The 12,159-nt window shown below is 60.7% G+C and carries 9 protein-coding genes; 1 reads left to right on the plus strand and 8 read right to left on the minus strand.

Annotation, left to right across the window (positions count from 1 at the left end):
* Positions 1–33: 33 nt before the first annotated feature.
* Positions 34–1,221, plus strand: coding sequence for a pyridoxal phosphate-dependent aminotransferase (locus HU718_RS14235; RefSeq protein WP_095120918.1), 1,188 nt, complete (start codon positions 34–36; stop codon positions 1,219–1,221).
* Positions 1,222–1,348: 127 nt separating this feature from the next.
* Here the strand turns inward: HU718_RS14235 and HU718_RS14240 are convergent, their stop codons facing one another.
* From HU718_RS14240 to HU718_RS14275, 8 genes are all read right to left on the minus strand, one after another.
* The gene (locus HU718_RS14240) at positions 1,349–2,326 is read right to left on the minus strand and encodes a 2-hydroxyacid dehydrogenase (RefSeq protein ID WP_186615936.1); all 978 of its coding nucleotides are present in this window, start codon (positions 2,324–2,326) and stop codon (positions 1,349–1,351) included.
* A gap of 13 nt (positions 2,327–2,339) precedes the next feature.
* Positions 2,340–3,638 (minus strand): MFS transporter, encoded by a 1,299-nt coding sequence (locus tag HU718_RS14245; RefSeq protein WP_134177380.1) that lies wholly within the window; start codon positions 3,636–3,638, stop codon positions 2,340–2,342.
* Between the two features lie 59 nt (positions 3,639–3,697).
* Positions 3,698–4,741, minus strand: coding sequence for a sugar kinase (locus tag HU718_RS14250; RefSeq protein ID WP_186615937.1), 1,044 nt, complete (start codon positions 4,739–4,741; stop codon positions 3,698–3,700).
* Positions 4,734–5,516 (minus strand): sugar phosphate isomerase/epimerase family protein, encoded by a 783-nt coding sequence (locus tag HU718_RS14255; protein WP_186615938.1) that lies wholly within the window; start codon positions 5,514–5,516, stop codon positions 4,734–4,736. Before HU718_RS14255 ends, HU718_RS14250 begins: the two co-directional genes overlap by 8 nt.
* A gap of 166 nt (positions 5,517–5,682) precedes the next feature.
* Positions 5,683–6,711 (minus strand): LacI family DNA-binding transcriptional regulator, encoded by a 1,029-nt coding sequence (locus tag HU718_RS14260; protein ID WP_186615939.1) that lies wholly within the window; start codon positions 6,709–6,711, stop codon positions 5,683–5,685.
* A 141-nt stretch (positions 6,712–6,852) separates the two neighbouring features.
* Positions 6,853–7,494: a DUF1345 domain-containing protein gene (locus HU718_RS14265; RefSeq protein WP_007912177.1), complete on the minus strand. Its 642-nt coding sequence runs from the start codon at positions 7,492–7,494 to the stop codon at positions 6,853–6,855.
* A 181-nt stretch (positions 7,495–7,675) separates the two neighbouring features.
* Complete coding sequence (locus HU718_RS14270; protein WP_186615940.1) at positions 7,676–10,774, minus strand: multidrug efflux RND transporter permease subunit; 3,099 nt, start codon at positions 10,772–10,774, stop codon at positions 7,676–7,678.
* Between the two features lie 15 nt (positions 10,775–10,789).
* Positions 10,790–11,947: an efflux RND transporter periplasmic adaptor subunit gene (locus HU718_RS14275; protein WP_186615941.1), complete on the minus strand. Its 1,158-nt coding sequence runs from the start codon at positions 11,945–11,947 to the stop codon at positions 10,790–10,792.
* Between the last annotated feature and the right edge of the window lie 212 nt (positions 11,948–12,159).

A 12,159-nucleotide genomic window follows, 5' to 3' on the forward strand; every position in this document is an offset into this window, starting at 1 on the left:
GAAGGCTGGAGACCGCGCAATCAGGAGACGTACATGCGCTATTCAGCCTTGACCCAACGAATCGCCGGAGAAGGAGCCGCCGCCTGGCAGATTCACGACCGAGCGCTGGAGTTGCGCGCCGAGGGTGTCGATATCCTGCTGCTGAGCATTGGCGATCCGGATTTCGATACACCTCTGCCAATTGTTCACGGCGCGATCGACAGCTTGTTGGCCGGCGATACCCATTATTCCGAAGTGCGCGGTCGTTTGGCGCTGCGCACGCTGATTGCCGAACGCCATCGTCGGCGCAGCGGGCAAGCGGTCGATGCCGACCACGTGATCGTCATGCCCGGTGCGCAATGCGCGGTGTATTCGGTGGCGCAATGCTTGCTGGATCCGGGCGATGAAGTGATCGTCGCCGAACCGATGTATGTCACCTACGAAGGCGTTTTTGGCGCTTGCGGCGCGACGGTGGTGCCGGTGCCGGTGCGCCCGGAAAACGGCTTTCGTGTCGACCCGGTCGATGTTGCTGCGCGCATCACCCCGAAAACCCGCGCCATGCTGTTGAACAGTCCGAACAATCCGTCTGGCGCGAGCCTGTCACTGCTGATCTGGCAGGAATTGGCGGCGCTGTGCGTGCGCCATGATTTGTGGTTGATCAGCGACGAGGTTTACAGCGAGCTGCTCTATGAAGGTCAGCACGTCAGCCCGGCGAGTTTGCCGGGCATGGCCGAACGCACGGCGACCATCAATAGCCTGTCGAAATCCCATGCCATGACCGGGTGGCGCATCGGCTGGATGATCGGGCCGAAGTCGCTGGCCGAGCATTTGGTCAATTTGTCGCTGAGCATGTTGTTCGGACTGCCGGATTTTGTGCAGAAAGCCGCAGAGATTGCGTTGGAAAGCGATTTGCCAGAGGTGACTCAGATGCGCGAGGAGTATCGCCTGCGTCGGGATCTGGTTTGCGAACGTCTAAGCGGTTGTCCGGGGCTGTATCCGATTCGCCCGGATGGCGGCATGTTCGTGATGGTCGATGTGCGCCAGACCGGGCTCGGTGCCCAGGCGTTTGCCGAACGGTTGCTGGAGGGCTATGGCGTGTCGGTGCTGGCCGGCGAGGCGTTCGGGCCGAGTGCGGCGGGGCATATCCGTATTGGTCTGGTGCTGGATCGGGTGAAACTGGCGGATGCCTGTGCGCGGATTGCGCTTTGTGCTGCGCAGCTGTTACAGGCGCGCAGTGCCTGATGGTTTTGTGTTGCCCGTCCCGGCCTCTTCGCGAGCAGGCTCGCTCCCACATTGGTTTTGTGAACACTGAAGATCCAGTGTGGGAGCGAGCCTGCTCGCGAAGGCGGCATTACAGTCACCGATTAATTCAGCCCTGCCAGGCCGATGGATTCACCAGATTCGCCGGCCTCTCTCCCTTCAGCGCCGCCAACAGATTCTCCACCGCACACCGCGCCATCGCCTCACGCGTCTCATGCGTCGCCGAGCCCATGTGCGGCGTCGCCACCACATTGTTCAACTGCAACAGCGGCGAATCATGGTTCAGCGGCTCACGCTCAAACACATCCAGCCCCGCCGCACGAATCCGCTGATGACGCAGCGCATCGATCATCGCCGCCTCATCGACCACCTTGCCCCGCGAGATATTGATGAAGATGCTTTCCGGGCGCATCAGCGCAAACTGCTCGGCGCCGATCAAGCCTTCGGTGTGCGCCGTCAGCGGCAAAGTCAGGCAAATGAAATCAGCCTGCTGTAACAATTCTTCGAGGCTGCGATATTGCGCATCGAATCGCGCCTCGACCGCCGGTTTACGCGACTGGCTGTGATAGATCACCGGCATTCCAAACCCGAAATGCCCGCGCTGCGCCAATGCTTCGCCGATGCGGCCCATGCCGATGATGCCCAGCGTCTTGCCATGCACATCGGTGCCGAAATGCGCGGGACCGATATTGCGGCTCCATTGCCCGCTGCGCACCATGTTCGCCAGTTCGACCACGCGCCGGGCGGCAGCGAGGATCAAGGCGAAACCGGTGTCAGCGGTGGTTTCGGTGAGCACGTCCGGGGTGTTGCTCAGCAGGATCTTGCGTTGGCTCAGGTAATCGATGTCGTAGTTGTCGACACCTACCGAAACGCTAGCGATAGCTTCGAGTTGCGGCGCCAGATCAAGCAACGCCGCATCAAGTTTCAGGCTGGCGCCGAGCAAACCGTGGGCGCGGGGCAGGGCGTCGCGCAGTTGCATCAGACCGTCGGCGTCGAGGCTATTGATCAGCGTCACTTCGCACTGTTCTTGCAAACGCGCCATCAGCGCAGGCGAAAGTTTCTTGTACAACACGACCTGTTTTTTCATGGCAGAAGTCTCTTCAGGAATGTGCTGGCACGGCACGCGTGGCAACGGCTTTGGCGACGACGCGATCACTGGCGCCGGGCTTGAGAAAAATTGTCAGCACCACCGACAGCAGCAGGGCGCCGCTCATCAACAGATACGAAGCGCCGGGCGAACCGGTGGAGCTGTTCAGGTAACCGACCAGATACGAGCCGCCGAACGAACCGAGCGCGCCCATGCTGTTGATCAGCGCCATCGCGCCACCGGCCACGTTGGCCGGGAGAATCTCCGGGACGATGGCAAAGAACGGCCCGTAAGGTGCGTACATGCAGGCGCCGGCAATCACCAGCAGCGTGTACGACCACCAGAAATGTTCAGCGCCCAGTGCGTAAGAACCGTAAAACGCAATGGACGCGATCAGCAGCGGCGGCCAGACAAAGCGTTTGCGCTTCTGCAACTTGTCCGAACCCCACGACACCACGAGCATGCCGATCACCGCCGCTAGATACGGTAGCGCCGACAGCCAGCCGGCTTCGATCATGTCCATTTGCGCGCCGGCCTTGAGGATCGACGGTAGCCACAACACGAACCCGTAGACGCCGATGCTCCAGCAGAAAAACTGCAGCGCGAGAATGATCACCTTCGGCGAACGGAACGCCTCGGCGTAGTTTTTCACCGCTTTGATCCCGACCTGTTCGGCGGCGAGTGCGCTTTCCAGATCGTGCTTTTCCTGGTCGTTTAGCCACTTGGCCTCGGACGGACGATCATCGGCCAGACGCCACCAGATAAACGCCCAGAGCACCGCCGGCAAACCTTCGATGATGAACATCCAGCGCCAGCTGAAATGCTGCACCAGATAACCCGAAACCACTGACATCCACAGCATGGTCACCGGGTTGCCGAGGATCAGAAACGTGTTGGCCCGCGAGCGTTCGGCACGGGTGAACCAGTGGCACAGATACACCAGCATGGCTGGCATGACAGCGGCTTCGACCACGCCGAGCATGAAGCGGATGACGATCAGCCAATAGGCGTTGGAGACCACGCCGGTTAACGTGGCGAGACCGCCCCAGAGGATCAGGCTGACGAAAATCAGTTTCTTCACGCTGTGTTTTTGCGCGTAGATCGCACCGGGTACCTGGAAGAAAAAGTAACCGAGGAAGAACAGTGCACCGAGCAGTGATGACAGGCCCGGGGTGATCATCAGGTCTTCGGCCATGCCCGATGCAGCGGCGAAACCGTAGTTGGCGCGATCCAGATACGCCAGGCTGTAGGTGATGAACACAATCGGCATGATGTACCACCAGCGGCGGGTGGCGAGAGTTGCGGTTTTCATGGGTCTTGCTCCTGAGCTTGTTGTTTTTGTCGCAGCAGGTTCAATGAATCGGTTGCCTGTCAGGGCCTCATCGCTGGCAAGCCAGCTCCCACAGGGATCTCGGGTATGTCAAAGATTGCATTGCCAACATCAACCCTTGTGGGAGCTGGCTTGCCAGCGATGGCGGCCTCAAATTCGCTGAAGAGTTCAGCCCGGGTTGGAAGGCCTTCCATATCCCCGCGACTCTGCACTGCCCGACTGCCAATCCAGTTCGCGCGCTGCACCGCCTCGGCAAAACTCTGCTGTTCGAGCAGGGCGCTGATCATCCCCACTGCAAAACCATCACCGGCACCGACCGTGTCGACGACATTGGCCACCGGCACACCGGCGACAAATCCCGACGCCAGATGCGTTCGGTAATAAGCGCCTTCCGGCCCGAGTTTGATCGCCACCGCTTCCGCACCTTGATCGAGATAAAACGCCGCAATGTCCGCCGGATCGTCAAAACCAGTCAGCAAGCGACCTTCGCTCAAACCCGGCAACACCCAATGGGCGAGGGCGGCGAGGCGATTGATCTCAGTGATCATTTCGCGCTCGCTGGTCCACAGGCTCGGGCGCAGATTGGGGTCGAACGACACGCTGCGCCCGGCATTGCGCATGCGTGTCATCAGTTCGAAAGACATCTCCCGCGCCGAAGCCGAGAGCGCCGGAGGAATGCCGGTGGCGTGCAGATGGCGGGCGCTCAGCAGATTGGTCGTAATCGACTGCGGCGACAAATGACTGGCCGCCGAACCGCGCCGGAAATACTCGACTTGCGGATCGCTGCCATCGTCATTGCGCGATTTGAACTGGAAACCGGTCGGGTGCTGTTTATCGACATCGACGTGGCTGCAATCCAGACCTTCCTTGATCAAGGTCTGCACCACAAAGCGCCCGAGCGAATCATTGCCGACCCGGCTCAGCCACGCGACGTTGAAACCCAGCCGCGATAGCCCGATCGCGACATTGCTGTCCGCTCCGGCAATACGTTTGTGGAAGTGCTCGACCGCCGCCAGATCACCGGTCTGCTCGGCGACCAGCATCGCCATGGTTTCGCCGAACGAAAGAATATCGATCTCAGACATGCGCAGGCTCCAGACGGGATTGGCCGAGGCGGGCGAGGGCGGCCACGTGCTCGGTGGTCAGTTGCACCAGATCTTCGCCCTGCAATGGGTATTCGGCGGCGCGCATAACGCCTTGGGCCATGTGCCGCAACAGTTGTTCCCACAGATGCAGGTCACTGACCGCCGGCGGCACCGCCACCAGTTTGCCGTCGGGGCGGCGGGCCACGGCTTTGCAGTGCACGTAACCGACGTGCCGGCCCAACAGGCGCGCCGCGTTGGTGGCGGACTGGTCCTGCCACTGCCAGTTACCAATGTCGAAGGTCATCTTGATCGGCAAGCTGTGCTGCTCGACGGCGGCGAAGAAGCGCTGAAACGGCTCGATCCGACCGCCATGCAAGGTCTGGTCGTTCTCCACCAGCAACTGCACCGGGCTGAGTTTCAAGCGTTCGTCCAGGGCTTGCAGATCATTGTTATCGGTGAAGTAGCCGAGAGAAACCTTCAACCATTTCGATCCGAACGCTTCGGCCTGTTGCAGCGCGGTGATCAGCTCGGGATTGGGGCGTGACTGGCCGGCCAGCCAGAGTTCGGTGGGCGAGGAATAGATGCTTTGCAGACCTTGCGCCAGCGTGGCCTGAGCCAGTTGCGCAGGGTCTTCACGCGTCAGCAGCTCTTCGCGCCACTCAATGCGATTCGCCCCGGCCGCAGCCAGAACATCGATGAAAGCATCCTGCCCGCGCTGGCGCACAAGCTCGGCGCCGTAGCTGGACAGGCTGATGGAAACGGCGGGTTTATTCATTGTTATTGACCTCTGAAACCGGTTTCATTTTTGTTCAAAAAAATATCAGGTGTTTCTGTGTTGTCCTTTAGGGCGCCTTCGCGAGCAGGTCGAATCGTCGCACCGTCGCTCCCACATTTGGAACGCGGTCACCTGTGGGAGCGAGCCTGCTCGCGAAGGCGTCAGATCAAACACCACCAACCTCACGGGTCGACCCACGCTCAACCAGCACCGGCGCAAAATCCACCACCCGCGCCACCTCATCATCCCCACGCAAACGCTTGAGCAGACACTCAAACGCCCGCGCACCAATCTCTGCCGTCGGCTGAGCCAGCGCGGTAATCCCGCTGCCCACCAACGGATACCAATCCAGATCATCCAGGGCGATCAGCCCGACGTCCTCGAACAATCGGCAACCCATTTGGCGTAACGCAGTCGTCGCAGCCAGCGCCGCTACGCCATTGGCGCAAAACAGCGCTTTCGGACCATTACCGGGTGTGTTTAAAAAGGTTTGAAGTTGCGCGTTCAGATCATCGCCGGTTTCCAGCACCGCCCCGGTCAACCCCGAGCGCTGCGCAATCTGCGCCTGAAAACTGCTGACCCGCTCAATCCGCGAACTGGTGCCGTCGTACGGTTCGGTCACCAACAGCAAATCCCGATAGCCACGTTGTTCAAGGTGCGCGAGGGCCATCTGCACCGCTTGCGGGTTATTCAACCCGACCATGTCGCTGTCGAGCCCGTCGACCTTGCGATCCACCAGCACCAGCGGCATCTCGCGGCGCAACTCGTGCAACTCGTCGCGATGATGCCCCAGCGTGTTCACGATCAGCCCTTCGATGTTGTACGAGCGCAACAGCGCCAAGTGCTGGCGTTCCTGCTCGTCATCGCGGTCGGTGTTGCACACCACCAGGCTGTAGCCGTGGGCACGGCAGGCGGTTTCCACCCCGTGCATCACGGCGATTGAATAAGGGTTACGGATATCGGCCACCAGCATGCCGATCAGGCGTGTGCGACCGCGTTTCAGACCGCGAGCCATCTGGTTGGGGCGATAGCCGAGTTCCGCGATGGCCTGCTCGATGCGCAGGGCAATGGTATCGGAGAGCAGGGCGCGGTCATCGCCGATAAAGCGCGAAACGCTGGCCTTGGACACACCGGCGCGCTCGGCAACATCGAGCATGGTCACGCGGCTGCGCTGGGCGGCGGAGAAGTCGTTCACGGTCTGAAACCTTGTTATTGGATTTATAGGCTCAACGTCTGAATACAGCGCTGAAACCGGTTTCAGGAAACACCAAAAACAAAGCTTCCGTCAAGTGAATGATCACCAGCGATCTTTGTGCCGCCGACGGGCGGGGTCGCGTCAGCCGAACAAACCCGCGGCGATATTGATCGAAAATCCCAGAATCGCGGTGTTGAACACGAATCCGATCAACGATTGCGCCAATACGATTTTGCGGATATCGCGGGTGGCCACGCCGACATCTGCAGTCTGTACGGCCACGCCGATGGTGAAGGAGAAGTACAAGAAGTCCCAATAGTTGGGGGTCGTCAGCCCCTCGGCGAAGCGCAACGCCGGCTCTTTGCCATTCCAGGTGTAATACAACCTGGCGTAGTGCACGCAGAAAATCACCCCGATCAGCAGCCACGAGCCGATCACCGTCAGCGCGGTGAAACCGTAGTGCAGCAGTTTGCGCGTGGTTTCCAGGTCCTTGCTGCCAGCCAGCTCGAAGGTGATGGTCGCCAAACTCGCCAGCGCGGCGATGCACACCACGAACAGCACCAGCCCGGCATTTTCGTCTTCGACTTCAGCGATGCGTTTGACGTCCGGAGCCTTGGCGCGCACGGTCAGCCAGAACATCAGGATCAGGTAAGTCCAGACGCCAGCGTTCCAGCCGATGAGGATTTTGCTGACGATGGAATCGGCGGGGACCAGGAGACCGGTGGCAAGGCCGAGGAGGGCGGCGGCAGACAGGCGAGGGTGGGTGCGGGCGAGGAAGCGCATGGGGACTCGATGGGCCAAGGTGGTTCAGACACCTTAGCCCAGCGATGGCGGATATGACCACTGGCTCAAGTTTATGACGATCCATGTGGGAGCGAGCCTGCTCGCGAAGGCGTCGGTACATTCAACATCAATGTTGACTGACCGGACGCCTTCGCGAGCAGGCTCGCTCCCACAATTCAGATCAGTGGGATTTGGTGAATCGTTGTACGAGCTTCATGACCACCACGAAGAAGACAGGTACGAAGATGACTGCCAGCGTTGCGGTAATCATCCCGCCGATCACGCCAGTACCGATCGCCTGTTGGCTCGCCGAGCTGGCACCGGTGGCAATGGCCAATGGCACAACGCCAAGAATGAATGCCAGCGAGGTCATTACAATCGGCCGCAGACGCAGGCGTGCTGCCTGCAACGTCGCATCGATCAGATCGTGACCTTCGTCGTACAGGCTCTTGGCGAACTCGATGATCAGGATCGCGTTCTTCGCCGACAGGCCGATGATGGTGATCAGGCCAACCTTGAAGAACACATCGTTGGGCATTCCGCGCAGCGTCACGGCCAGCACCGCGCCGAGCACGCCCAGCGGCACCACCAGCAACACCGAGGTCGGAATCGACCAACTCTCGTACAGCGCCGCCAGACACAGGAACACTACCAATAGCGACAAACCGAGCAGGATCGGTGCCTGGTTGCCGGACAAGCGTTCCTGCAACGACAGACCGGTCCATTCCTGGCCCAGACCTTTCGGCCCCTGCGCCACCAGACGTTCAATTTCCGCCATGGCTTCACCGGTACTGTGCCCCGGTGATGGTTCGCCGGAAATCGCGATCGCCGGATAGCCGTTGTAACGGGTCAACTGCGCCGGGCCCTGAATCCAGTTGGCCTGGACGAACGCCGACAGCGGCACCATGTGCCCGGCGTTGTTACGCACATGCATTTTCAGCAGATCGGCGACCTGGCTGCGTTGATCGCCTTCGGCTTGCACGACAACGCGCTGCATGCGCCCCTGATTGGGGAAGTCGTTGATGTAGCTGGAACCGACGGCAGTGGACAGCACGTTGCCAATGTCGGCAAACGACACGCCCAAGGCATTCGCCTGTTTACGATCCACGATCAGTTGCACTTGTGGCGCTTCGGCCAACGCGCTTTCACGCACGTTCATTAGCACCGGGCTTTTCTCGGCGGCAGCCAGCAACTCAGTACGTGCCTGCATCAAGGTCGCATGGCCAAGGCCGCCGCGATCCTGCAAACGGAACTCGAAGCCGCTCGACGTGCCGAGGCCATCCACGGGCGGAGGCAACACCGAGAACGCCATGGCGTCCTTGATTTCACTCAGGGCGATATTGGCGCGATCGGCAATCGAGCTGGCCGCATCATCACTGCTGCGCTGCGACCAGTCCTTCAGTGTCGAGAACGTCAGTGCCGCGTTCTGGCCGCTACCGGAGAAGCTGAAACCGAGGATCACCACCGTGTCACTGATCCCAGGCTCGCCGGCGTTATGCGCCTCAAGCTGTTCAGCCACGGCTACCGTACGATTCTTGGTCGCACCGGGCGGCAGCTGAATGTCAGTGATGGTGTAACCCTGATCTTCCACCGGCAGGAACGAGGAGGGCAGACGCGCGAAGCACAGCCCCAGTCCTACCAACAGCACAACGTAGATCAGCAGGTAACGACCACTGCGTTTCAGCGCATAGCCGACCCAGCCCTGATAGCGATCGGTCAGGTGCTCGAAGCGGCGGTTGAACCAGCCGAAGAATCCGGACTTCTCATGATGTTCGCCCTTGGCTATGGGCTTGAGCAGCGTCGCGCACAGTGCCGGTGTCAGGGTCAGGGCGAGGAACGCCGAGAACAGAATCGACGTCGCCATCGACAGCGAGAACTGCTGGTAAATCACCCCGACCGAACCTTGCATGAACGCCATCGGAATAAACACCGCGACCAGCACCAGGGTGATGCCGATGATTGCGCCGGTGATCTGGGTCATCGCCTTGCGCGTGGCTTCCTTGGGCGACAGACCCTCGGTGGCCATGATCCGCTCGACGTTCTCGACCACGACAATCGCGTCGTCGACCAGAATGCCGATGGCCAGCACCATGCCGAACATGGTCAGCACGTTGATCGAGAAACCCAGCGCGAGCATGGTTGCGAATGTGCCCATCAAAGCCACCGGTACCACCAGCGTCGGGATCAGCGTGTAGCGCACGTTCTGCAGGAACAGGAACATCACCGCGAACACCAGCAACATCGCCTCGCCCAGGGTGTAAATCACTTTGGTGATCGAGACTTTGACGAACGGCGAAGTGTCGTACGGGATCTTGTATTCCACGCCCACCGGGAAGTAGCGCGACAGCTCATCCATCTTCGCCCGCACCAGCGTCGCGGTGTTCAGCGCGTTGGCACCCGGCGACAACTGCACGCCGACGGCGGTGGACGGCTTACCGTTTAGGCGCGTACCGAACTGGTATTCCTGACTGCCGATCTCGACCCGCGCGACGTCACCGATACGCACAGTGGAACCATCGCGATTGGCTTTGAGGACAATGTCGGCGAACTCTTGCGGCGTCGACAACTGACCTTTCACCAGAATGGTCGCGGTGATTTCCTGGCTGGATGGATTGGGCAGATCGCCGATGCTGCCGGCGGAGACCTGAGCGTTCTGCGCGACGATGGCTTCATTGACGTCAGCCGGTGTCAGGTTGAACGCGATCAGCTTCTGCGGATCGATCCAGATGCGCATGGCCCGTTCGGCGCCATACAACTGCGCCTTGCCGACACCGTCCAGACGCTTGATCTCGTTCATCACATTGCGCGCCAGATAATCGCTGAGCGCCACGTCATCGAGCTTGCCGTCGCTGGACGTCAGGGTGATCAGCAAGAGGAAGCCGGACGAGACTTTTTCGACCTGCAAACCTTGCTGATTGACCGCTTGCGGCAGGCGCGACTCGACTACCTTGAGGCGGTTTTGCACGTCGACCTGCGCCAGTTCCGGGTTGGTGCCCGGCTGGAACGTGGCTTTGATCGTCGCGCTGCCGAGGCTGCTTTGCGATTCGAAGTACAGCAGATGATCGGCGCCGTTGAGCTCTTCCTCGATCAGGCTGACCACGCTTTCATCGACGGTCTGCGCCGAGGCTCCCGGGTACACAGCGTAGATTTCGATCTGCGGCGGGGCGACGTCCGGGTATTGCGCCACCGGCAACTGCGGAATGGCCAGCGCACCGGCCAACAGGATGAACAATGCGACGACCCAGGCAAACACCGGGCGGTCGATAAAGAACTGCGGCATAGAAAAGCGTCCTGCTTACTGACCAGAGGTCTGGGCAAGTGGAAGAGGGGTGTCATCGATCTGCACGGTTTCGCCGGGACGGGCGTGTTGCAGGCCTTCGATGACGATGCGGTCGCCGGGCTTGAGGCCGCCGGTGACGATCCAGCGATTGTTCTGCACCGCGCCGAGTTGGACCGGTTGTTCGGCGACGCGCATTTGCTCATCGACGGTCAAAACCTGGGCAATGCCGGCGCTGTCACGCTGCACGGCACGTTGCGGTACGGTGATGCCGTTCTGGATGGTGGCCTGCTCGAGGCGCACGCGAATGAAACTGCCCGGCAGCAAGTCGAGATCCGGGTTGGGGAATTCGCTGCGCAGGATGATCTGGCCAGTGCCCGGGTCGACCGTGATGTCGCTGAACAGTAATTTGCCCGGCAGCGGATAAAGGCTGCCGTCATCCTGAATCAGCGTGGCTTTGACCTGATCCTGGCCGACTTCCTGCAGTTGCCCGGAGCGGAATGCGCGGCGCAACTCGTTGAGTTCACGGGTCGACTGGGTGAGGTCGGCGTGGATCGGGTTGAGCTGCTGAATCAGTGCCAGCGGCGTGGTTTCGTTTTGCCCGACCAGCGCGCCTTCGGTCACCAGTGCGCGGCCAACACGCCCGGAAATCGGCGCGGAGACGGTGGCGTAACCGAGGTTCAGTTTTGCGCGTTCGACAGCAGCCTTGTTGGCCGCAACGTCAGCGGCAGTTTGCCGGGCATTGGCGCGGGCGTTGTCGTAGTCCTGGCCGCTAATGGCCTGGTCATCGATCAACTGGGCATAGCGCTGCTCTTGCAGTTTGGCCTGGAAGGCATTGGCTTCTGCCTTGCGCAACGCGGCTTCGGCGCTGTCGAGGTCAGCCTTGAACGGCGCCGGGTCGATGCGGAACAGCACGTCGCCCTTTTTCACGTCGCTGCCTTCGCGGAAGGTGCGCTGCAAGACCACGCCGGCCACCCGTGCCCTCACTTCGGCGATACGTGGTGCGGCGATGCGGCCGCTGAGTTCGCTGCTGAGCGTCAGGGGGTGCGCTTCGATCGTCTCGATGCGCACCGTGGCCGGTGGCGTCTGATCCTCTGCCTTCGAGGACGAATCACAGGCGCTCAGCGTCAGCGCCATCGCGATCAGGCCGAGCCCGGCCAGCAGTTTGTTCGACATGTACAACCCCCAATATTGATGTCCGCATCCTACGGGCAGACGCCGAGATTAGCGGTGAAGCTTTGTAGGCGCTGTGTGAAATTGTGTAAGGGTTTTGCTCAGGGATGGGCGAGGGCGTATATCCTTCAGGTCTTGAAATTTATTGCGACAGATAGATAGCTTTCGCGAGCAGGCTCGCTCCCACAAGGAATCGCATTCCCAGTGTGGGAGCG

The sequence above is a fragment of the Pseudomonas tensinigenes genome, from assembly GCF_014268445.2.
Taxonomy (GTDB): domain Bacteria; phylum Pseudomonadota; class Gammaproteobacteria; order Pseudomonadales; family Pseudomonadaceae; genus Aquipseudomonas; species Aquipseudomonas tensinigenes.

Coding starts and splice junctions, on each gene's coding strand:
- HU718_RS14235 (WP_095120918.1), top strand. CDS start 34: ATGCGCTATTCAGCCTTGACCCAACGAATCGCCGGAGAAGGAGCCGCC.
- HU718_RS14240 (WP_186615936.1), bottom strand. CDS start 2,326: ATGAAAAAACAGGTCGTGTTGTACAAGAAACTTTCGCCTGCGCTGATG.
- HU718_RS14245 (WP_134177380.1), bottom strand. CDS start 3,638: ATGAAAACCGCAACTCTCGCCACCCGCCGCTGGTGGTACATCATGCCG.
- HU718_RS14250 (WP_186615937.1), bottom strand. CDS start 4,741: ATGTCTGAGATCGATATTCTTTCGTTCGGCGAAACCATGGCGATGCTG.
- HU718_RS14255 (WP_186615938.1), bottom strand. CDS start 5,516: ATGAATAAACCCGCCGTTTCCATCAGCCTGTCCAGCTACGGCGCCGAG.
- HU718_RS14265 (WP_007912177.1), bottom strand. CDS start 7,494: ATGCGCTTCCTCGCCCGCACCCACCCTCGCCTGTCTGCCGCCGCCCTC.
- HU718_RS14270 (WP_186615940.1), bottom strand. CDS start 10,774: ATGCCGCAGTTCTTTATCGACCGCCCGGTGTTTGCCTGGGTCGTCGCA.
- HU718_RS14275 (WP_186615941.1), bottom strand. CDS start 11,947: ATGTCGAACAAACTGCTGGCCGGGCTCGGCCTGATCGCGATGGCGCTG.